The organism is Aquabacterium lacunae (genome assembly GCF_004310865.1).
GTDB lineage: Bacteria > Pseudomonadota > Gammaproteobacteria > Burkholderiales > Burkholderiaceae_C > Aquabacterium > Aquabacterium lacunae.
Genome location: NZ_SIXI01000006.1, coordinates 102,755 through 124,987, shown reverse-complemented (window position 1 = coordinate 124,987; position 22,233 = coordinate 102,755). Strand labels below are relative to the sequence as shown.

At 64.7% G+C, this 22,233-nt stretch carries 14 protein-coding genes; 12 read left to right on the top strand and 2 right to left on the bottom strand.

Annotation, left to right across the window (positions count from 1 at the left end; genetic code table 11):
• The first annotated feature begins 1 nt into the window (after position 1).
• From mnmC to EYS42_RS14205, 8 genes are all read left to right on the top strand, one after another.
• Positions 2-2,098: a bifunctional tRNA (5-methylaminomethyl-2-thiouridine)(34)-methyltransferase MnmC2/FAD-dependent 5-carboxymethylaminomethyl-2-thiouridine(34) oxidoreductase MnmC1 gene (gene mnmC, locus EYS42_RS14240; protein ID WP_130968865.1), complete on the top strand. Its 2,097-nt coding sequence runs from the start codon at positions 2-4 to the stop codon at positions 2,096-2,098.
• 48 nt (positions 2,099-2,146) lie between these two features.
• Complete coding sequence (locus tag EYS42_RS14235; protein WP_130968864.1) at positions 2,147-2,611, top strand: RNA-binding S4 domain-containing protein; 465 nt, start codon at positions 2,147-2,149, stop codon at positions 2,609-2,611.
• A gap of 82 nt (positions 2,612-2,693) precedes the next feature.
• A complete protein-coding gene (gene grpE / locus EYS42_RS14230) occupies positions 2,694-3,230 on the top strand; it encodes a nucleotide exchange factor GrpE (protein ID WP_130968863.1) in 537 nt (178 codons plus the stop codon).
• A 144-nt stretch (positions 3,231-3,374) separates the two neighbouring features.
• Positions 3,375-5,324, top strand: coding sequence for a molecular chaperone DnaK (gene dnaK, locus EYS42_RS14225; RefSeq protein ID WP_130968862.1), 1,950 nt, complete (start codon positions 3,375-3,377; stop codon positions 5,322-5,324).
• 84 nt (positions 5,325-5,408) lie between these two features.
• The gene (dnaJ, locus tag EYS42_RS14220; RefSeq protein ID WP_130968861.1) at positions 5,409-6,548 is read left to right on the top strand and encodes a molecular chaperone DnaJ; all 1,140 of its coding nucleotides are present in this window, start codon (positions 5,409-5,411) and stop codon (positions 6,546-6,548) included.
• A 153-nt stretch (positions 6,549-6,701) separates the two neighbouring features.
• Positions 6,702-8,345, top strand: a complete 1,644-nt coding sequence (locus EYS42_RS14215; protein ID WP_165456796.1) for a response regulator — start codon at positions 6,702-6,704, stop codon at positions 8,343-8,345.
• A 128-nt stretch (positions 8,346-8,473) separates the two neighbouring features.
• Positions 8,474-10,114 carry a tetratricopeptide repeat protein gene (locus EYS42_RS14210; RefSeq protein WP_130968859.1) on the top strand — a complete coding sequence of 547 codons (1,641 nt, stop codon included), beginning with the start codon at positions 8,474-8,476 and terminating at the stop codon, positions 10,112-10,114.
• Between the two features lie 11 nt (positions 10,115-10,125).
• Complete coding sequence (locus EYS42_RS14205; RefSeq protein WP_130968858.1) at positions 10,126-10,761, top strand: sensor histidine kinase; 636 nt, start codon at positions 10,126-10,128, stop codon at positions 10,759-10,761.
• A gap of 64 nt (positions 10,762-10,825) precedes the next feature.
• Here the strand turns inward: EYS42_RS14205 and EYS42_RS14200 are convergent, their stop codons facing one another.
• Positions 10,826-13,096, bottom strand: coding sequence for an arginine/lysine/ornithine decarboxylase (locus EYS42_RS14200; protein ID WP_130968857.1), 2,271 nt, complete (start codon positions 13,094-13,096; stop codon positions 10,826-10,828).
• A gap of 172 nt (positions 13,097-13,268) precedes the next feature.
• Between EYS42_RS14200 and EYS42_RS14195 the strand changes: the two genes are divergently transcribed.
• The 4 genes from EYS42_RS14195 to EYS42_RS14180 all read left to right on the top strand — a co-directional run bounded on the left by EYS42_RS14195 (position 13,269) and on the right by EYS42_RS14180 (position 19,578).
• Positions 13,269-13,682, top strand: a complete 414-nt coding sequence (locus tag EYS42_RS14195) for an NfeD family protein (RefSeq protein WP_130968856.1) — start codon at positions 13,269-13,271, stop codon at positions 13,680-13,682.
• A 3-nt stretch (positions 13,683-13,685) separates the two neighbouring features.
• On the top strand, positions 13,686-14,606 hold the full coding sequence (locus EYS42_RS14190; protein WP_130968855.1) for an SPFH domain-containing protein: 921 nt from the start codon (positions 13,686-13,688) through the stop codon (positions 14,604-14,606).
• Between the two features lie 128 nt (positions 14,607-14,734).
• A complete protein-coding gene (locus EYS42_RS14185; RefSeq protein ID WP_130968854.1) occupies positions 14,735-16,876 on the top strand; it encodes a sensor domain-containing diguanylate cyclase in 2,142 nt (713 codons plus the stop codon).
• Positions 16,873-19,578: a sensor domain-containing diguanylate cyclase gene (locus EYS42_RS14180; protein ID WP_130968853.1), complete on the top strand. Its 2,706-nt coding sequence runs from the start codon at positions 16,873-16,875 to the stop codon at positions 19,576-19,578. Before EYS42_RS14185 ends, EYS42_RS14180 begins: the two co-directional genes overlap by 4 nt.
• Here the strand turns inward: EYS42_RS14180 and EYS42_RS14175 are convergent.
• The gene (locus EYS42_RS14175; RefSeq protein WP_130968852.1) at positions 19,559-22,198 is read right to left on the bottom strand and encodes a diguanylate cyclase; all 2,640 of its coding nucleotides are present in this window, start codon (positions 22,196-22,198) and stop codon (positions 19,559-19,561) included. The two genes, EYS42_RS14180 and EYS42_RS14175, sit on opposite strands and share 20 nt — an antisense overlap.
• Positions 22,199-22,233: the final 35 nt, after the last annotated feature.

Below are 22,233 nucleotides of genomic sequence, written 5' to 3'. Positions count from 1 at the left end.
CATGACCGCTCGCCGCCCCCTCACACTGGCCACCCTGGGCAAAAGCCCCCGCGGGCACGACCCGCGGATCCCCTACTCGCCCCACTACGACGACCTGTACCACTCGGACGCAGGCGCCTGGTCACAGTCACGCCACGTGTTCCTGGCCGGCAATGACCTGCCAGCCCGCTGGCAGGGGCGCACGCGCTTCGTGATCCTGGAAACCGGCTTCGGGCTGGGCAACAACTTCCTGGCCACCTGGCAAGCGTGGCGGCAAGACCCCCAGCGCTGCGAGCAGCTGGTGTTCATTTCCATCGAGAAGCACCCACTGAGCGCGCAGCAACTGCGCGATGTGCATGCGAGGTCGGCACACGCCCCCGATGAACCCATGCCCGACTGGGAAGTAGCCCGCACCGAACTGGCCGCACGCCTGGTGGCCCAATGGCCCGTGCTGACACCTGGCTGGCACACCATCGACTTTGAAGTGGCCGAGCGCACGCCAGGTGGTGCTGCAGGCCAGGTGCGGTTGATGCTGGGTCTGGGCGATGTGCACGACCTGATCCCCAGCCTGATGGCCCAGGTGGACAGCTTCTACCTGGACGGCTTCTCACCCGCGAAGAACCCGGACATGTGGGATGCACGCTGGCTGGGCCGCTTGGACCGGCTGGCCGCCCCCGGCGCCATGGCTGCCACCTGGAGCGTGGCCCGGCCCATGCGAGACACCCTGACCAAGGCGGGCTTCGTGATCGAGCGACGCCAGGGCCATGGCAGCAAGCGCGACATGGTCTCGGCACGCTTCGAGCCTCGCCATGTGGCAGCACCGCCCGCTGGCGGCCTGTGGGCAGAGCCCGATGCGGCTCACCGCACCGTGGCCGTGGTGGGCGCCGGTCTGGCAGGTTGCGCCGCCGCCTGGGCCCTGACCCGCCAGGGCTGGCAGGTGCACCTGATCGACGCGCAAGCCGAACCCGCCACCCTGGCGTCGGGCAACCCTGGCGGCATGTTCCACGCCATCCTGCACGGAGAAGATGGCGTGCACGCGCGCGCCTACCGCGCTGCGGCCCTGCGCACGGCCCAGGTGGCTGGTGCCTGGATGGCCCAGGGCCTGGTGCCCGGTCAGGCCACGGGCTTGATGCGCCTGGACGAGCTGCCTGACGGCGAGGCCCAGGCCCTGCTGCAAAGCCTGGGTTTGCCCGACAGCTTCGTGCACTGGCAGCCGGTGGCGCAGGCTGCCCACACCGTCGGGTGCCACACGCCGTCTGGCGGCTGGCAGTTCGACCAGGGGGGCTGGCTGTCACCGCCCCATTACGCGCGGGCCTTCCTTCAGTCGGCCCAGACCACAGGCCGACTGCACTGGCACCCCGGCCGGCGGGTGAGCGGCCTGCACCGCGCAGAATCGGGCTGGGCCCTGCGCAGTGAAGGCCAGGCCGAGCCCTGGTTGCAAGGCATGGGCAGCGTGGTGCTGGCCAATGCCCACGCGCTGGGCGCCCTGGTGGCCACCTTGCCTTCCGACCAGGCCGGCTTCGCGCTGCCGGGCGGCAAAGTGCGCGGCCAGATCACGCACCTGCCCCCTGACGCCTGCGTGGCTCGGCTGCACCAGCCCGTGGCCGGCCAGGGCTACGCCTTGAGCCTGCCGGATGGCAGCCTGCTGTGTGGCGCCACCAGCCAGCACCAGGACGACGACCCCTCGGTGCGTGACGCCGACCACCGCCACAACCTGCAACAAGCCGCCCGCCTGGGCGCCTGGCAAGGCGACGCCCAGCACGCCGCCCTCGATGGCCTGAGTGGCCGCACCCAATGGCGGGCCACCACGCCGGACCGATTGCCCCTGGTGGGCGCCCTGCCCTGGTCATGGGAGCGCCTGCAAGCCCTGCCCGCCCGCGCGCGCCTGGACCAGCCCCGCATGGTGCCCCGAGAGCGCAACGCGCACGGCGGCCTGTTCGTGCTGGGGGGGCTGGGCTCACGCGGCATCACCTGGGCTGCCTTGGCGGGCGACCTGCTGGCCCACTGGGTGACAGGCAGCCCCTGCCCGGTGGAGGCCGACCTGCGCGACGCGCTCGACCCGGCACGCTGGGTGGTGCGGCAGGTGAAGCAGGGGCGACACACCGCTGCAGGCACCTGAGGCCCGGCGGGGGCCCATGCCTGAGGCCTTTGATAAAGTCACGCCTGCATGCCCCACCGCGACCCACACGCTCCTCAGCCTGACCTGCCCGACCTGCCAGGCCAGACCGACCGTCTGCGGGTCGACAAGTGGTTGTGGGCGGCCCGTTTCCACAAAACGCGCAGCCTGGCCGCCGAAGACATCGACAAAGGCCGCGTGTCGGTGAATGGCCAGGTGGCCAAGGCCTCGCGCGAACTTCGCACGGGCGACGAGGTCGAGATCCGCCAGACCGGCGGCCTGGTGCGCACGGTGGAAGTGCTGGCCCTGAGCACCATCCGCGGGCCGGCCCCTCAGGCCCAGCGCCTGTACCGGGAAACCGACGCCAGCCTCCAGCGCCGTCAGGCCTGGGCCGAGCAGCGCCGCCAGGGGGTCGAGCCGTCCAGCGCCCTCGAACATGGCCGCCCGACCAAGCGCGACCGCCGCCAGCTGGCCGACTGGCAGCGGTGGTCGGCCAGCGCCGACGACCTGTCCTGAAAAAAATTTCACACCCCCTCTTGAAACCCCGGGCATCGCCCCAAATTCAGCAGGGTTTTCAATTCCAACCCGAGTTTTCGTGATGAGCGACACGCCCAGCACCCCCGACACCCAGGCCGCCGACCAACAGGGCGCCGACAGCGCCCCCCTGAGCGTCGAGCAGCAGCTGGCCGAACTGCAGGCCAAGCACACTGAAGTCTCTGACGCCTACCTGCGCGCCAAGGCCGAGGCCGAAAACATCCGCCGTCGAGCCGAAGACGAGATCTCCAAGGCCCGCAAGTTCGCAGTGGAATCGTTCGCGGAAAGCCTGCTGCCCGTCAAGGACAGCATGGAAGCCGCCATCGCCACCCACGCCGCCAAGCCCGACACCCCGGTGGAAACCGTGCTGGAAGGCGTGCACGCCACCCTGCGCCAGCTGGCTTCGGCGCTCGAGCGCAACAAGGTGCTCGAGATCAACCCGGCCGCCGGCACGAAATTCGACCCCCACCAGCACCAGGCCATCAGCATGGTGCCGGCCGATCAGGAAGCCAACACCGTCGTGGGCGTGCTGCAAAAGGGTTACTCCATCGCCGACCGCGTGCTGCGTCCGGCCCTGGTGACCGTGGCCGCCCCCAAGTGATTTGATTCAGCACAAGCCGCCCCCGGGCCATTTCAAAAAGTGCGCCTGAACTGCGTTCAGGCCCCTTGAAAAACCCGGCTGGCAACGCAGATACAGCATCAAGCGCGGGCCAGGCCCCGCAAACCGACATTAGGAGATATTCAAATGGGCAAGATCATTGGCATCGACCTGGGCACCACCAACTCGTGCGTGGCCATCATGGAAGGCAACACCACCAAGGTGATCGAGAACAGCGAAGGCGCTCGCACCACCCCTTCCATCATTGCTTACCAGGAAGACGGTGAGATCCTGGTGGGCGCTTCGGCCAAGCGCCAGGCCGTGACCAACCCCAAGAACACGCTGTACGCGGTCAAGCGCCTGATCGGTCGCAAGTTCACCGAAAAGGAAGTGCAAAAGGACATCGACCTGATGCCCTACTCCATCGCTGCGGCCGACAACGGTGACGCCTGGGTGGAAGTGCGCGGCAAGAAGATGGCACCGCCGCAAGTGTCGGCCGAAGTGCTGCGCAAGATGAAGAAGACGGCCGAAGACTACCTGGGTGAAGAAGTCACCGAGGCCGTCATCACGGTGCCCGCCTACTTCAACGACGCCCAGCGCCAAGCCACCAAGGACGCTGGCCGCATTGCGGGTCTGGACGTCAAGCGCATCATCAACGAACCCACCGCCGCGGCCCTGGCCTTCGGCCTGGACAAGGTCGGCTCGGGTGACCGCAAGATCGCCGTGTACGACCTGGGCGGCGGCACCTTCGACGTGTCCATCATCGAAATCGCTGATGTCGATGGCGAAAAGCAGTTCGAAGTGCTGTCGACCAACGGCGACACCTTCCTGGGCGGCGAAGACTTCGACCAGCGCATCATCGACTTCATCATCGCCGAGTTCAAGAAGGAACAGGGCGTTGACCTGACGAAGGACGTGCTGGCCCTGCAGCGCCTGAAGGAAGCCGCTGAAAAGGCCAAAATCGAGCTGTCGAACTCGTCGCAGACCGACGTCAACCTGCCCTACATCACCGCTGACGCCACCGGCCCGAAGCACCTGAACATCAAGCTGACCCGCGCCAAGCTGGAAAGCCTGGTCGAAGAGCTGATCGAGCGCACCATCGCCCCCTGCCGCACCGCCATCAAGGACGCTGGCGTGGCCGTGGGTGACATCGACGACGTGATCCTGGTGGGCGGCATGACCCGCATGCCCAAGGTGCAGGAGAAGGTCAAGGAATTCTTCGGCAAGGACCCCCGCAAGGACGTCAACCCTGACGAAGCCGTGGCCGTGGGCGCTGCCGTGCAGGGCCAGGTGCTGTCGGGTGACCGCACCGACGTGCTGCTGCTGGATGTGAGCCCGCTGTCTCTGGGCATCGAGACCATGGGCGGCGTCATGACCAAGATGATCAGCAAGAACACGACCATCCCGACCAAGTTTGCTCAGACCTTCTCCACCGCCGACGACAACCAGCCGGCCGTGACCATCAAGGTCTTCCAGGGCGAACGCGAGATGGCCGCCGGCAACAAGATGCTGGGCGAGTTCAACCTCGAAGGCATCCCGCCCGCACCGCGTGGCATCCCCCAGATCGAAGTGACCTTCGACATCGACGCCAACGGCATCCTGCACGTGTCGGCCAAGGACAAGGGAACCGGCAAGGAAAACAAGATCACCATCAAGGCCAACTCGGGCTTGTCGGAAGACGAGATCCAGAAAATGGTCAAGGACGCCGAGCTCAACGCCGCCGAAGACAAGAAGAAGCTGGAACTGGTGCAGGCCAAGAACCAGGGCGATGGCCTGGTGCACAGCGTGCGCAAGTCGCTGACCGAGTACGGAGACAAGCTGGACGCTGGCGAGAAGGACAAGATCGAAGCCGCGATCAAGGACGTCGAAGAAGCCCTCAAGGGTGATGACAAGGACGACATCGAGGCCAAGACCAACGCCCTGATGACCGCTTCGCAGAAGCTGGGCGAGAAGATGTACGCCGACATGCAGGCCGCACAAGGTGCAGCCGGTGCCGCTGGCGCGGAAGCTGCGGGTGCTGCCGATGCAGGTGCCTCGGCCAAGCCTGCCGACGACAACGTGGTCGACGCCGAGTTCAAGGAAGTCAAGAAGGACTGATCACCCTTCCCTCCTTTCCCAGGCACAGGCGTGTGAGCCCCCGGCTCATGCCCTGTGCCTTTGTCGGATCAGGACACACCCATCATGGCAAAACGCGATTACTACGAAGTCCTGGGCGTCAGCAAAGGCGCAGCAGAAGACGAGATCAAGAAGGCCTACCGCAAGCTGGCCATGAAGTTCCACCCGGACCGCAACCAGGGTGAGAAAGCCAAGGAAGCCGAAGAGAAGTTCAAGGAGGTCAAAGAGGCCTACGAGATGCTCTCGGACCCCAAGAAGAAGGCCGCCTACGACCAGTACGGCCATGCCGGTGTCGACCCCAACATGGGTGCAAGCCGTGGTGGCCCCGAGGGCTTCGGTGGCTTCGCCGAGGCCTTTGGCGACATCTTTGGCGACATCTTTGGGCAGCAAGGCGGCGGCCGCCGCAGTGCCGGCCCGCAGGTCTACCGTGGCAACGACCTGTCGTACGCCATGGAGATCTCGCTCGAAGAAGCCGCCAATGGCAAGGAAACCCAGATCCGGATTCCGTCCTGGGAAGAGTGCAACACCTGCCACGGCAGCGGCGCCAAGCCCGGCACCCAGCCCAAGACCTGCCCGACCTGCAACGGCGCGGGCACGGTGCACATGCGACAGGGCTTCTTCAGCGTGCAGCAGACCTGCCCGCATTGCCACGGCACTGGCAAGATCATTCCCGAGCCCTGCACGTCGTGCAACGGCGCCGGCCGCGTCAAGAAGACCAAGACCCTGGAAGTCAAGATCCCGGCTGGCATCAACGAAGGCATGCGCATCCGCTCGGCTGGCAACGGTGAGCCCGGCACCAATGGCGGCCCCGCCGGTGACCTGTACATCGAGATCCGGATCAAGCAGCACGACATCTTCGAACGTGACGGCGACGACCTGCACTGCACGGTGCCGGTGCCGCTGACCAGCGCAGCCCTGGGTGGCAACATCGAGGTGCCCACGCTGGGTGGCAAGGCCGAGATCGAGATCCCGGAAGGCACCCAGCACGGCAAGACCTTCCGCTTGCGTGGCAAAGGCATCAAGGGCTTGCGCTCCAGCTACCCGGGTGACCTGTACTGCCACATCACGGTGGAAACGCCGGTCAAGCTCACCGAGCACCAGCGCAAGCTGCTCAAGGAACTCGACGAGTCGTTCAAGAAGGGCGGCGAAAAGCACTCGCCCCATACCAAGGGCTGGGCAGACCGGGTCAAGAACCTGTTCAAGTGACGCTGAAATCGTCCACACCCAAGGCCGGCCCGTCCGGCCTTTTTCTTTGCGCGCAGCTTTTTGCGGAACACCCCTCAGTTTTCCTGGCGGCCCACCGATATCCGGACACCGGACTCCATGGCACCGGTTCGTTGGAACCTTCAGGAAAAGACCATGGCACTGATCGACTCAGACCTGGGCCGCGCCAGCGCCCTCGTGATCGACCCCCACACCGGCTCGCGCAACGCCCTCGTGCGCATGCTGCAGACCCTCAACATCCCCGACATCACGGCGACCAGCCTGCTCAGCGACGCCCGCCGCCTGCTGCGCACACGCCGCTATGACATCCTGCTCTGTGACTACCACTTCGAAGGGCAACGGGGCTCGGGCCAGCAGCTGATCGAAGAAATGCGCCAGGCCAACCTGCTGCCACTGTCGACCAGCGTGGTCATGGTCACGGCCGAAAACAGTTACCACCGGGTGGCCGAAGCGGCCGAATCGGCACTGGACAGCTACCTGCTCAAGCCCCATCGGCTGGCCGACCTGAGCGAACGGCTGATCTTGATCCGCTTGCGCAAGGAAGCCCTGGCCGACATCTTCCAGGCCATCGGGCAGCGAGACCTGGAACGCGCAGCCCAGCTGTGCGTGGAGCGCTTCCACGCGCGCAAGGCCTACTGGCTGTATGCGGCCCGCATCGGCGCAGAACTGATGCTTCGCCTGCGCCGCCACACCGAAGCGCAGGAAATGTTCAGTGCCGTGTGCGAGCACCAGGCCGTGCCCTGGGCGCGCATGGGCGTGGCACGCGCCCAGATCGAACAAGGTCAGCACCGACGTGCCGCCGAGCAACTGCACCAGCTGACCGCCGAGCAACCCGAGTGCGTGGACGCCTTCGACATCCTGGCCCGGGCCCAGCTGGAGGCCGGGCAGCTGCCCCTGGCCCTGGACACCTGTCACAAGGCGGTGGAGCTGACCCCGCAGTCGATCCCCAGGCTGCAAAAGGTGGGCAGCCTGGCCTTTTACCTGGGCCAGCACGAACTGGCGCGCCAGACGCTGCGCAAAGCCCAGCAACTCAGCGCCTTGAGCGACGGCGGCGGCAAGCTCTTTGACACCCAGACGCTGGTGCTGCAGGGCCTGATGTCCTTTGACGCGGCACAGCCGGCCGCACTTCAGCAGGCCCACAAGGCCCTGATGGAAGTGTTTGACGACGACCCTGATGACCTGGGCAGGCGGCTGCGCCAATCGCACCTGCTGCTGGCGCTGACGGGATTGCAGGCGCGAGACACCCGCCAGGCGATCGAAAGCGCGCGCTTGTACATGGCCGACCAGATGCTGGCCGACTTTGACCTGGAGGCCGGTTGCAACGCGGCGTCGCTGATGACCCGCCTGTTGAACCACGGCGTGTGCCTGCCAGAACAGCGCGACTGGGCCACTCGGCTGGCGCAGCGCTTCTGTCACAGCCAGACCAGCACCACGCTGCTGGAACTGGCCAGCGCAGCGCAACCGGAGTTGCGCGATGTGTTCACTGCCCAGCACCGCGACACCCGCCAGATGGCCGAGCAGGCCCTGAGCCATTCCCTGGCAGGTCAGGCCCAGCAAGCCCTGGAGTTGCTGCTGAACCGGGCGCGCGAGACCCTGAATGTGCGGCTGGTCGAACTGGCCGATGCCATCTACCAGCGGCACGCCACAGCGCTCGCCTTGCCCGGCACGCTGATTGAGCGCCTGCGCGAACTGCAGGCCGCACGCTGCCCCACCGACACCCTGCCGCCACTGTTTCGCCATGGGAAAAGGATGCCGGGCGAGCTGCGCCTGCGCGCCTGATTCAAGTTCGGGCGTGCATCTTCCGATATGAAACGAACCGGAGGCCAGGGGTCTCCGCGTGGCGCCGCTCGGTGAAGTTGACGAACGGCTCTGAAAGCACGCAGTTTCATCCGGGAATGTGTTGAACCATGGCCACTGTCGTCACACCGTATTCGAACCTCACCGCCCTGGTCATCGATGACATGGCCACGCAGCAAAGCACGCTGCGCGGACACCTGGCACTCATCGGCATCAGCAAGGTCGAGGTGTGTGCCACCCCCGAAGATGCCGTGCGGCTGGTGCGGGCACGCAAGTACAACCTGATCCTGTGCGACTACAACCTGAACGCCAAGACCGATGGTCAGCAGCTGTTCGAGTACCTGCGCGAGGAACAGCTGCTGCCGCCCGACAGCCTGTTTTTCATGATCACGGCCGAGAGCAGCTATTCATCGGTGGCCGCCGCCACCGAGCAACACCCCGACGCCTACCTGCTCAAGCCGTGCACGGCCACCGACATCGAAGAGCGCCTGAAGGTGTCGCTTGAAAAACGCGATGCCCTGCTGGTCATCAACACCTGCCTGGCCCGCGATGACCTGCCGGGCGCGCTGGCCGAGTGCGACAAGGTGCTGGCAGCCAAGGGACGCTGGGGCATGAGCGCCCTGCAAAGCAAGGGGCAGGTGCTGCTCAAGCTCGGCCGCCATGAAGACGCCAAGGCCGTGTACCGCGCAGCCCTGGAGGTGCGACGCGACCTGGTCTGGGCGCAGCTGGGGCTGGCCCGGGCCCACAAGGCCGCCGGCCAGTTCGAACAGGCCCGGCAACTGGCCCAGGACATCATCGAAAGCCGCGAAGGCGAGAAGAATGTGGCGGCCTACGACGTGATCGCAGAAGCCATGGAGGCCACCGGAGACCCCGAAGGCGCCATGTGGGTGCTGCGTGACGCCGCCAATGTGATCCCCTCGGCGCGCCGCCAGCGCATCCTGGGCGAAAGCGCCTACCGCAATGGCGACCTCGACACCGCCCGCGAAGCCCTCAGCAAGGCCACCAAAGCCAGCAAGGGGTCGGTGGTGGCGCAACCGCAAGACAGCCTGCTGCTGGCCCAGACCCTTGTCGACCAGGGGCAAGGCGGTGAAGCATTGAAGGTGCTGGGTGAGGCGGCGGCTGCCTTCAAGTCGGCGCCCAGCTTTGGCTCGGTCGCGCTGGCCGTGCAGGCCCAGGCCGAACTGAGCACCGGGCAGACCGATGCAGCCCTCAAGACCCTGGCCCGCGCCCGCGAAACCATGCGCAAGGGCAAGGCCGACTTCGCCACGGTCGCGCTGGCCAAGGCCGAGATCATGTGCGGCAACGAAGACGCCGGCATGAAGCTGCTGGAAAGCGCCATCAGCGCCGACCACGAAAACCGGCGCATCAAGCAGATGATCGGCAAGGCCCTGCGCGACACCGGCCACGAAGACAAGATCGCCTCGGTGATCGAATCGGCCACCGCGGGGCTGGAGCGCAAGGTGGCCGACGCCCGCAAGCTGCTGCGCGACAGCCAGATCGACGACGCTGTGGCCATGATCGAACAGGCCGTGCGCGACTACCCCGAGAACACAGGCGTTCTGCTGCAGGCCGCTCAGATCAACTGCATGGCGCTGCGCCTGAAGAAGGACCTGAACGCCGACCGCATGGACCGGATCCGCACCTACCTGACCCGGCTGGAAAAGCTCCTGCCCGGCCATGACCGCGTGATCGCGATGCGCCGCTACTTCCGCGAAACCGTGGGCGCCCTGGAACAAGCCGAAATCCACTGAACAGGCCCACCATGAGCCAGGCCCTGGCCCTCATTGCCCACGACCTCAAGAACGCGCTGGGCAGCCTGGAAGCGGAGCTGGCCGCCATGGCCTGCCTGCCCTCGCCCGAGGCACACCGAGAGGCCAGCCAGCAGGCGCACCACCACTGCCAGGCCCTGCGGCAGGAGTTCGTGCAGTTCCTGACGCTGTACGCCGCGGAAGCCGGCGAACTGCGCCCCCTGTGCGAAGACGAATCACCCCAGGCGCTGCTCGATGCGCTGGTGAGCCACTGGCGAAGCCGCCTGGCGACCGAGGGACGTGACATCCGGCTGATCGCTCACACTGCCGACACCGCCCCACCCTTCTGGTACTTCGACCGCCGGCTGCTGCGGCTGGCCCTGGACGCCGCGGTGCACAACGCGACACGCTTTGCGCGCACCACCGTTCAGCTGAGCTGCTCAGTCAGCGAAGGTGGGCTGCGCTTCACCATCACCGACGACGGACCGGGGCTGCAAAGCGGCGCCACCGACGCACGAACCAGCACGGGCCTGGGCACAGCCCTGTCACAGGCCGTGGCAAAGGCCCACACCCTTGGTGCGCAGTGTGGCCACGTGAGCCTGACAGACCACCCCGCGGGTGGCGCCTGCTTCACGCTCTGGCTGCCTTGACGCATGGACCACGCGCGGCTGCCCATGCGGACAGCCGCAGGGCCTGCGAAAGGCCCCCAACAGATCAGGCCGGCACGTCCTGGGCCACGCAATCGACGTAGTAGCGCTTCTTGCCGTCGGCGCTTTCTTCGGCAACCAGACCGTGCACGTCGGTGGCGAAGCCGGGGAAGGCCAGGTTGAACTGCTCGTTGAACTTCAGGAAATCGACGATCTTCTTGTTGAAGCGCTCACCCGGGATCAGCAGCGGGATGCCGGGCGGGTAAGGCGTCAGCAAGGCCGTGGTGATGCGGCCTTCCAGCTGGTCGACCTCGACCCGCTCGGTCTGGCGGCGGGCGATGCAGGCATAGGCATCGGACGGCTTCATAGCGAGCTCCTGGCCCGACAGGTACACCTCGGTCGTCAGGCGGGCGATGTCGCCCTTGGCGTAGGCCTCGTGGATGCTCTGGCACAGGTCGCGCAGGCCCATGCGCTCGTAGCGCGGGTTCTTCTGGCAGAACTCGGGCATGGCACGCCACAGCGGCTGGTTCTTGTCGTAGTCGTCCTTGAACTGCTGTAGCGCCGTCAGCATGGTGTTCCAGCGGCCCTTGGTGATGCCGATGGTGAACATGATGAAGAAGCTGTACAGGCCCGTCTTTTCGACCACCACGCCGTGCTCGGCCAGGTACTTGGTGACGATGCTGGCCGGGATGCCGGTCTTGGCAAACTTGCCCGACACGTCCATGCCCGGGGTGATGATGGTCGACTTGATCGGGTCGAGCATGTTGAAGCCGTCGGCCAGGTTGCCGAAGCCGTGCCACTTCTCGTTGGCCTTCAACACCCAGTCGGTCGGCTTGCCAATGTCTTCAGTGACCAGCTTCTCGGGGCCCCAGACCTTGAACCACCAGTCCTTGCCGTATTCCTTGTCGACCTTGCGCATGGCGCGGCGGAAATCCAGTGCTTCCTTGATCGACTCTTCCACCAGCGCAGTGCCGCCCGGTGGCTCCATCATGGCGGCGGCCACGTCGCAGCTGGCGATGATCGCGTACTGCGGCGAGGTCGAGGTGTGCATCAGGTAGGCTTCGTTGAACAGGTGCCGGTCAAGCGGCACGTTCTGCGAATCCTGCACCAGCACATGCGAGGCCTGCGAGATGCCCGCCAGCAGCTTGTGCGTGGACTGGGTGGCGTACACCACCGCCTGCTTGGGGCGCGCACGGCCCTTGCCCATGGCGTGGTACATGCCATAGAACTTGTGGAAGGCGGCATGCGGCAACCAGGCTTCGTCGAAGTGCAGGTTGTCGATCCAGCCATCGAGCATGCCCTTGATGGTCTCGGTGTTGTAGAGCACGCCGTCGTAGGTGCTTTGCGTGATCGTCAGGATGCGCGGCTTGACCTTCTTGGCATCGACCCCCTTGAGCAGCGGGTGCCTGGCGATCTTCTTGCGGATGTTAGCCGGCTCGAACTCGCTTTGCGGGATCGGGCCGATGATGCCGAAGTGGTTGCGCGTGGGCGTCAGGAACACGGGGATGGCCCCGGTCATGATGATGCTGTGCAGGATGGACTTGTGGCAGTTGCGATCAACCACCACCACATCACCCGGGGCCACCGTGTGGTGCCACACCATCTTGTTGGAGGTGCTGGTGCCGTTGGTGACAAAGAAGCAGTGGTCGGCATTGAAGATGCGCGCGGCGTTCTTCTCCGACTCGGCCACCGGGCCGGTGTGATCCAGCAGCTGGCCCAGTTCTTCCACGGCGTTGCACACGTCGGCGCGCAGCATGTTCTCGCCGAAGAACTGGTGGAACATCTGGCCCACCGGGCTCTTGAGGAAGGCCACACCGCCCGAGTGCCCGGGGCAGTGCCAGGAATACGAGCCGTCTTGCGCGTAGTCCATCAGGGCCTTGAAGAACGGCGGGGCCAGGCCGTCGAGGTAGCTCTTGGCTTCGCGGATGATGTGACGCGCCACGAACTCGGGCGTGTCTTCAAACATGTGGATGAAGCCGTGCAGCTCGCGCAGGATGTCGTTCGGGATGTGCTCCGACGTGCGCGTCTCGCCATACAGATAGATGGGGATGTCGGCGTTCTTGAAGCGGATCTCTTCGATGAACTTGCGCAGGTTCAGCACGGCCGGGTCGAGCTCGGGGCCGGGGGTGAACTCTTCGTCGTCAATCGACAGGATGAACGCACTGGCGCGGCTTTGCTGCTGCGCGAACTGCGACAGGTCGCCATAGCTGGTCACGCCCAGCACCTCGAAGCCCTCCTTCTGGATGGCATCGGCCAGGGCGCGAATGCCCAGGCCCGACGAGTTGTCGGAGCGGAAATCCTCGTCGATGATGACGATGGGGAAGTGGAAACGCAGCATCAGGCCACCCACAAAAAATTCGGAAAACGCGAAGTGTAGGGCTGTTGCGTGTCAGCACAAGGGGCTTTTGTCAGAAATCGGGGCACAGGGGCGCCACTCCCCCTGAATGCGGTTCACCGGCCATCAGGCCTCGCGCCTGCGTACACTGACCGGGCAACAACAAGGAGTGAGGATGCAGGCAAGCACCTGGTGGTGGATCCTGGCTGGCGCCCTGGTGGCCAGCGAGCTGCTCAGCGGCAGTTTCTACCTGCTGATGCTGGGTCTGGGGGCCGCGGCGGGCGCCGTGGGCGCCCACATGGGGCTGCCCCCTGCCCTGCAACTGGCCGTGGCGGCCGTGATCGGCACCGGCAGCGCACTGGCCGTGCACCTGCGTCGCAAGCGCCAGGCCAGCGGCCACAACCCGGCCGATCTCGACCTGGGCCAGACCGTGCAGGTACCCCACTGGGGCCCCGACGGCGTGGCCCGCGTGCAATACCGTGGCGCCGCCTGGTCGGCGCGCCTGCAGGCCCCACTCGACACGCCCACCCCAGGGCCACACCGCATCGTCGCCATCGAAGGCACCCAACTGCTGCTTGAAAAGGTCTGATCCATGGAAATCGCCATCGTCCTGCTGTTCATCGCCATCGTGTTCATCGTCAAGTCGGTGCAGGTGGTGCCGCAACAAAGTGCCTGGGTGCTCGAACGCCTGGGCAAGTACCACGGCACCCTCACCGCCGGTCTGAACGTGGTGCTGCCCTTCATCGACAAGGTCTCTTACAAGCACAGCCTCAAGGAAGTGCCGCTCGATGTGCCCAGCCAGGTCTGCATCACCAAGGACAACACCCAGCTCACGGTCGACGGCATCCTGTACTTCCAGGTGACGGACGCCATGCGGGCCAGCTATGGCTCGTCGAACTACATCAGCGCGATCACGCAACTGGCCCAGACCACGCTGCGCTCGGTGGTGGGCAAGATGGAGCTGGACAAGACTTTCGAAGAGCGCGATGCCATCAACGCGGCCGTGGTCAGTGCCCTGGACGAAGCCGCGCAGAACTGGGGCGTGAAGGTGCTGCGCTACGAAATCAAGGACCTGACCCCGCCGGCCGAGATCCTGCGCTCGATGCAGCAGCAGATCACGGCCGAGCGCGACAAGCGCGCCCGCATTGCGGAGTCTGAAGGGCGCAAGCTGGAACAGATCAACCTGGCGACGGGCGAGCGCGAGGCCTTCATCGCCAAGTCGGAGGGCGAGCGCCAGGCCGAGATCAACAAGGCCGAGGGCCAGGCTGCGGCCATCGGTGCCGTGGCCGATGCCACGGCCGAGGCCATCCGCAAGATCGCCGCGGCCATCCAGCAGCCGGGCGGTCAGGATGCGGTGAACCTGAAGGTGGCCGAAAAGGCGGTCGAAGCCTACGCCGAACTGGCCCGCACCAACAACACCATGATCGTGCCCGGCAACATGAGCGAAGTGGCTGGCCTGATCGGGACGGCCATGACGCTGCTTCGCACCCCCGGCGACGTCAAAACCCGCTGAACTTTCTGCCCACACGCCGTCAACCGGTCCGATTGCCCACTTGCGCCAACGGTTGGCGCGTTCCGTCACTCAAGAAAGGCTGAAAAGCACCGAAACACACGACATCAGGTAGCCCATCACTTCATGTCGTGAAAAGCCAAACTTCAAGCTGGGATTACGCACGCTGGTCAGTCGGCATCGGCCTGCTGATCATGGGCGTGGGTCTGTTGCTGATCGGCTGGTCAGACCTGAACAATGTGATGGCGCTGTGGTGGATGCTCCCGCTGATGTCGGTGTGCGCCTTCGCAGCAGCCTCGTGCCGCGACTGGGCTCGCCATGCGGCAGCTCTGTCCCGGTGCAATGCCGAAGCTGACGCTCGGCATGACATGCGTCGGGCCCTTGCCGAACAGGCGGCCCGCTCGCAGGTCGAACAGCAGCAGGCTGGCAAGTTTGCAGCACTTGAACAGCTGGAACACGCCATCCGCGTCTCGCAAATCGTGATCTGGCAGGTCGACACCATTCGCCAAGAGATCCTGTTCGATGGCGTGCATGTCGGCGCATCTGACTACCTGCCCGAAAAGCGCACTTACCAGGGCAACGGCTGGTTCGAACGGCTGCACCCAGAAGACCGCCCAGGTGTGATCGAGCGTTTCGCCGACTTCCTGAAGGGGCGCACCGCGACCTTTGAACACGAATACCGCATCCCGGATGAACGGGGCCACTGGCGCTGGATCATCTCGCGCGGCTTCGTGGTGGAGCGAACCGCCAATGGCCACGTCACGCTGGCGGCGGGCAGTCACATCGACATCCACCTGCGCAAACAGGCCCAACTCACACTGCATCAAGAGCGCTCGTTGTTCGACGTTGGGCCGGTGGCCGTCATCCGCTACGTGCTGGACGACACGCGTCGCATCGACTTTGCGTCAAAGAACGTGGCCAAACTGTGGCGCTATCCCCGCAACTGGACCGTGGTGGGCAAAAGCACCAGCGACATGGTGCCTGAAGAGGACCTGGCCGTGACTCGGCCCGCCATCATGAAAGCACTGAGCGAAGGCCGCAACGGCGTGGAGCGCCAGGTGCGCCTGCGCATGGGCGATGGCAGCCTGCAATGGTTCCTCATGCGGGGCGTGTTCGAGCACGAGGAAGGCAAGGTCTTCCTGCGCGCCTACCTGATCAGCATCGCCGACCACAAAGCCGTCGAGGTTCAGGCCCACCAGCACCGGGCGAGGCTGGAGCAACTCATCGCGCAACTCAATGATGCACAGGCCGACGGCGTCACACTTCAGGACAGCAGCGACTTGTTGAACACGGCCGCCAATTACGAAGAGGCTTTCAAGGTGGTGCGACAGGCCGCCAGCCGCCTGTTCCCCCTGTGGCATGGCAGCCTGAGCGCCACCCGCGACGACGGAAGCCTCTGGCAGGTGGGCCAGTGGGGTGAACCACCGCCACTGGCCGAGACCTTCCGGCTGGACCAGTGTTGGGGTCTGCGCCGCGGCCGTGCCCATAGCTACATGGGCAACGGCATGCACCTGTGTTGCGAACATTTGCATGCCCCGCTGGGCTTCAAACTGTTGCCCTATCTGTGCCTGCCCATGGCAGCCAATGGCGAAACGGTGGGCGCGCTGCACTTGTTCGCGGCCGAAGAACTCAGCACACAGGAACTGGCCGAGGTCGAATCGAGGGCCGAGCGGTTCGCTGAAACACTCAAGATGGCACTGTCCAACCTCAGGCTGCGCAACTCGCTGAGCGATCGCGCCACGCGCGACGGGCTGACTGGCCTCTACAACCGCCGCCTGCTCGACCAGCGACTGCCCATCGAAATCACCCGATGCGCACAGCAGCAGATGCCAGTGTCTCTGGCCATGATCGACATCGACCACTTCAAGCGTTTCAACGACACCTGGGGTCACGAAGCCGGTGACCTGGTCCTGCAGACCGTGGGCCACCTGCTGATGGACAAGACCCGGGTGTATGACTTGGCCTTCCGCTATGGTGGAGAAGAGCTGGTGCTGGTGATGCCAGGCTGTCGCCTGGACGACGCCCTGATCAAGCTGGACCAGATCCGCCATGACATCGAAGCCCTGAGCCTGAGCTTCCGAGCCGAGGCGCTTCCGACGGTCACCGTGTCGATGGGTGTGGCGGAGACCACCGGTGGCTCACCGGAGACATTGCTGCGTCGCGCAGACGAGGCCCTCTACCAGGCCAAACGCCTGGGTCGCAACCGGGTACATGCCGCCGAGGCTCGCCAGAACAAGGCCTCCGAAGCTCACATGGAAGGAAGCCAGGCGTGACAACCGAACTGACGGGTGTGACCTACCATCCAGGCCTGCTGGCCCTGGGGGTGCTGCTCAATGCACTGACCGCGGTGGCCTACCGGGCCGCATGGCAACACTTGCACCGCCTGCTCAAGGCCGACCTGCAACAAGAGGCGCAGCAACTGATGTGGCTGGCAGCTCCGACGCTGGCGACGGCGTGCTGGGCCGGTCTCTGGACGCTCGTGTCTGCGGTGGCCCCGGTCTTCAGCCTGGTGATGCACCTGGATGTGGCCCTGAGCGCCTGGGTGATCTTGCTGGCGGCCAATGTGCTGATGTTCCATCAGCGCTCACGCCACATGCTCGACGAGGAACTGTACGACATCACCGCCCTGACTCTGAATGCCGGCTACCTGCTGGTGCTGGTCTACGTGACCTGGCACATGCAAGGAGGCCTGCTGGTCGCCCCCCAGCCCAAAGTGCCTGTGGTGGTGCTGGTGGCCGCCGCTCTGTCTGCCATCGCCGCGTCGGCCATCACCTACAAGTTGTACCAGCACCGTCTGCGCGGCGGTCTGATCGTCGGTGCGCTCATGAGCCTCATCGAGATCACCATGCTGTGTACCAGCCAATGGCCTCCTGAAGTGTTCAGCGTTGCCGCTGACACCGCCACCAGCATGCGCGACATGGTGCCCATCTTCGCGCTGCTCACTGCACCGGCCACACTGTGGATGGTGACCCATGAATACCTGGACAACCGGCTGCGGCGGAAACTGGAGACGCCATTGCCGGCGGTTGAACCATCCTCGGAGGAAGTTCGGGAAGCCAGCCTGCGCATCGCCGACACCCTGGTGCAGGAGCGACAAGCACGCGACCAACTGTACCGCCGAGTGCTGGCCGAATCGCAGGTGACCTTCTGGGTGATGGACATGGCGTCAGACCACCTCAGGTTGGAAGGCAAGGTGACCGTGGACGAGCAGGTGATCGATGTGTCAGAAGAGACAACATTCAGCACCTGGGCTGCTGAATACACCGACCCGATCGAGTTCCCGCCGCTGCTCGAAGACATCATGGTGCAGCTGGGCTCACTGGGCAACTTCAACGCCATGCATTCCTTGCGACTGGCGCCGGGCTCCGAGCGCCGGCGATGGATCATTGCGCGGGGCACAGTGATTTCGTGGACACCCGATCGCAAGCCGGGTCACATGGTGGGCACCCATGTGGACATCACTGGCTACACCGAGCTGCAGAAGGCCCTGGAGCTGGACGGCCGGCTGTTCTCTGATGGCCCGGTGGTGATGGTGCGGTGGCTGTTCGACGCCAGCGAAGGCCGCATGCAAGACATGAGCTTCCTGTCGGTCAATGCGGAACAGCGCTGGGGGTACACGCTCGAGGAAATCCAGCAGGAATCCATGTGGCAAAAGATCTTCCAGCCCGAAGGCATCCAGCGCATGACCGAATTGCTGCGCAGCAATCTGCGCCGCGACATCAAGGACCTGAACATGGAACTGCAGCTCAGGCTGCGCGACGGGCGAATGGCCTGGCACACCCTGTTCGGCCGACTGGAATTTGTGGATGGGCGGGGCGTGCTCAATGGCTTCCTTTTCGACATCGACGCCTTCAAGGTGCAGGAAGCTCGCCTGAGGGACCAGGCGGCCCGCCTGGAAGACCTGCTGATCGAACTGGAACGCGCGAAAGCAGAAAACGCGATCTTGCGCGAGAGCAGCGAGTTCCTGAACTCGGCCGAAGACCTGCACGAAGCCTTCGACATCATCAGCCGTGCAGCACATGCGATCTTCCCCGAGTGGTCGGGTGCGCTGGCCAGCGCAGTGACTGGGGAGCAATTGCGCCTGGTGGGACGGTGGGGCGAGGCCATGGCCTTTGCTTCTGACTTCCAGACCGCCGACTGCTGGGCCTTGCGCCGCGGCAAGACGCATGCCTTCCATGACGAGCGTCTGAACCTGCGCTGCCGGCACGTGCACTCCGTGGGCGGCACACCTCGCCCTCACCTGTGCATCCCGATGCTGGCCAATGGCGAAACCATCGGCTCACTTCACCTGATGGCGACCGACACGCAGTCGCGCGAGCAAATGGTTCAGCACGCGCAGCGCGCCAACCGACTGGGCGAAACCCTGAAGCTGGCCCTGTCGAACCTGCGCCTGAGAGCGGGCCTGCGCGAACAGGCCACACACGATGGCCTGACCGGCCTTTACAACCGAGGTTTCATGAACGAGCGTCTGCCCGTCGAGATCCAGCGGAGCCGTCGCGAAGGCGCTCGTGTGGCACTGGCCATGATCGACGTGGACCACTTCAAGCGCCTGAATGACGAGTATGGGCACGAGGCGGGCGACACAGTTCTGCGCGCCATCGGGCAGGTGCTTCTCAAGCATGCCAAGGTGTACGACTTGCCCTGCCGCTATGGAGGCGAGGAAATGACGCTGATCATGCCGGGCCGAAGCTTGGTCGAGGCACTTCCCGTGGTCGAATCAGTGCACAGCCAGATCGCGGCCCTCATGCTGGAGTTCAACAGCAGCATGCTGCCTCGGGTGACGGTATCCATCGGACTGGCCGACACACTCGGTGGAGCTGCCGACGCCCTTCTGCGCCGCGCCGATGAAGCGCTCTACCAGGCCAAACGTGAAGGCCGTAACCGCATTGTCTGCAACCAGCCTTCCCAAGAAGACAACGGCATCGAGCCAGCCGACGCCTCACAAGGTGCAGAACTCATGCCCCATGACGGATGACGCGATTGCGTCCAAGGCCCTTGGCCTTGTAAAGGCAGGCGTCCGCGCGCTTGAGCAGCTCTTCGGGTGACAGCTCGGCGCCATCGGCCACACCAACCGATACCGTCACGCGAGGCAGTGCCTGGGCGTTGTGACTGAGCTCCAGCGCTGCAATTTTCTCGCGCATTTCTTCAAGCCTGGCCTGCGCGGCTTCGGCGGTGCAACCAGACATGATCAGGGCCAGCTCTTCGCCGCCGTATCGGCAAGCAATGTCGTAGCCCCGCACGCCCAGCTGGATCTCTTTGGCGATCATGCGCAACACATGGTCGCCAGCATCATGTCCATACTGATCATTGAACCGCTTGAAGTGATCCACATCGATCATGGCGAGCGCCACCGGTCGGCCCTCCCGACGGGCACGTGCCAGCTCGGTCGGCAGGCGCTCGTCCATGAAGCGGCGGTTGTACAAACTGGTCAAACCATCTTTCATGGCCTGATCCTGCAGGGTTGACCGCAACTTCAAGTTGCTCAGTGCCAGCTTCAGGGTCTCGGAATAGCGCAGGGCACGTTGCTGCACGTCCTGCATCTGCTCTTCAGTGGGTAAGTCGCTGGTGGCGCTGAACAGGTGCAAGGCACCCACGGTTTCACCGTGTGCCGCCATGGGCAGGCACAGGTAGGGCTTGAGCTCGTTTGAAGGAATGTTGGCCAGGTGGGCGCAGCACACGCTGTTGAGCGCTGTGAAAAAGGCGTGGGGCTTGCCGCGTCGCATGCCCCAGCAGTCGCGGCTGTGGTAACGCCGCTGCAGGTCTGCGCTGATGTTGCCCCAGGTGGCGCCAATCATCAGCTCCTGCTCCTCCCCGCGAGAGGCCGACACCCAACCCGACCAGCCCGGGAACAGCTTCTGGGCCGACAGCCGGATGATGTCGAAGGCCTCGTTGATGTCTTCCGTGGCGTGCAGCATGTCGCTGGTTTCCTGCAGCACACCGCCTTCTCCCTGGGCCGCTTCCAGCTGGGAGATGGTCTCTTCCAGGCGACGGCTCTGGTTCTGTGCATCGAGCTCGGCCTGCTTGCGGGCATCGATGTCGATGAAGTAACCCTTGCGCTCGCTGACCTTGCGGTCGATGGTGGTGTTGTAGCGGTGCCAGCGGTACTTGCCATCGGCCATGCGCAGGCGCACCTCCACATCCAGCACCGACACATCGGTGCTGGTCATGGCGCGCCAGAATTCATCGCGCAATCGCTCGACATCGTCCGGGTGCACCAGAGCCATCGACGAACTCAGGCTGAGCAGGGCCTGTGGCTCGTAGCCCCAAAGCTTGACCACGTTGCTCGACACGTAGATGAAGCGAGACTCTCCTTTGTGATAGACCGCGCGGATCATCACCACCGGGCCGGTGGTGAACATGTGGCGCTCTTCTTCGAGGGCCAGTTCATTGAGGTAGCGCTGGTGGATGTCGATGAGGGTGCCGTAGATCAGGCGCGGCGCGCCTTCTTCTGTGCGCTCGACAATTCGGGCGCGTGACAAGATCCAGCGCCAGTCGCCCTGGCCAGCGTCGATGCGGTATTGCGACTCATAGCTGGTGACCACACCACGGCAGAATTCATTGAGCAGCGTGCGCATTGCCTCGACGTCGTCAGGGTGCACACGGCGCTCCCATTCTTCACGGTGCTTGCGCGTCTTCTCCAGAGGCAGGCGCTTGTGGTTGCCCAGGTAGAGGAACTTGTCGGAGAACGCGATGGTATCGGTCAACACATCGATTTCGAAGAAATTCACCTCGGCGGTTTCCATCATGGCGCTGCGCTTGGCTTCTTCCTTGGCCTGCTCATGGCGCCCAGCCTCTTCGATCTGATCGGTTTTGTGCTGAACCTCAGCCAGGGCGGCCTGCAGATCGAGCACCTTGCGAGAATGGTTCTGCGCACGCTGCTGCTCGAAGAGCAGACCGACGGCCGTGACGCTGGCCAGGCCGATCGAGCCTGCGCCGACCCAAGCGGCCATCGACGTGCCACTGAGCGAATCGGGACTGCTGATGCACACCGAAAGGGCCGAGAAGTGCGCCGCATGCATGCCGATGTAATGCATGGCCACCAGCGCAAGGCCCAGGGCCAAAGTGAACACCACGGGCTGCTTGAAGTCTTTGCCGCCATCGAGCCCCAGCTTCAAGGCTGCCCAGGCCGAGCTGACAGCAGCCAGACCCGCCAGCAGCAACTCCCCAATGCGGTACTCGATGCCCGGCTGCACTTCCATGGCGTGCATGCCCACCAGGTGCATGACCACCACGCCCATCCCGAACACCAGCCCGCCCCACCAGAAACGCTTGCCGAGCAGAGGGTGAATGCCCAGCACATGCTGCTCGAGCAAAAGGAACAAGATGCCGCTGACCACGATGGACGGAATCGCCGAAGCGGCGGTCCAGGTGGAGTGATAAGAGACCTCGATGGGCAGCTCGAATGCCAGCATGCCCACGAAATGCATGGACCAGATGCCTCCGCCCATCATGATGGCGGCCCCCATGCGCCAGCGCATGCGTTGCTGGCGGTCGAAATCGGGCATGGCCCGGGCGATCAGCAGGTAGATCGCGGACGAGTAGACCGCAACAAATGCCGACAGGGCGACAAGCAGCGGGTGGTATTGGCCGTTCACGGACTGACACTCCCAGTGATGAAGTCAGTCCGGGC

Excerpts from the sequence above, each read along its gene's own strand:
- mnmC (WP_130968865.1), top strand. The coding sequence starts at position 2 with ATGACCGCTCGCCGCCCCCTCACACTGGCCACCCTGGGCAAAAGCCCC.
- EYS42_RS14235 (WP_130968864.1), top strand. The coding sequence starts at position 2,147 with ATGCCCCACCGCGACCCACACGCTCCTCAGCCTGACCTGCCCGACCTG.
- grpE (WP_130968863.1), top strand. The coding sequence starts at position 2,694 with ATGAGCGACACGCCCAGCACCCCCGACACCCAGGCCGCCGACCAACAG.
- dnaK (WP_130968862.1), top strand. The coding sequence starts at position 3,375 with ATGGGCAAGATCATTGGCATCGACCTGGGCACCACCAACTCGTGCGTG.
- dnaJ (WP_130968861.1), top strand. The coding sequence starts at position 5,409 with ATGGCAAAACGCGATTACTACGAAGTCCTGGGCGTCAGCAAAGGCGCA.
- EYS42_RS14215 (WP_165456796.1), top strand. The coding sequence starts at position 6,702 with ATGGCACTGATCGACTCAGACCTGGGCCGCGCCAGCGCCCTCGTGATC.
- EYS42_RS14210 (WP_130968859.1), top strand. The coding sequence starts at position 8,474 with ATGGCCACTGTCGTCACACCGTATTCGAACCTCACCGCCCTGGTCATC.
- EYS42_RS14205 (WP_130968858.1), top strand. The coding sequence starts at position 10,126 with ATGAGCCAGGCCCTGGCCCTCATTGCCCACGACCTCAAGAACGCGCTG.
- EYS42_RS14200 (WP_130968857.1), bottom strand. The coding sequence starts at position 13,096 with ATGCTGCGTTTCCACTTCCCCATCGTCATCATCGACGAGGATTTCCGC.
- EYS42_RS14195 (WP_130968856.1), top strand. The coding sequence starts at position 13,269 with ATGCAGGCAAGCACCTGGTGGTGGATCCTGGCTGGCGCCCTGGTGGCC.
- EYS42_RS14190 (WP_130968855.1), top strand. The coding sequence starts at position 13,686 with ATGGAAATCGCCATCGTCCTGCTGTTCATCGCCATCGTGTTCATCGTC.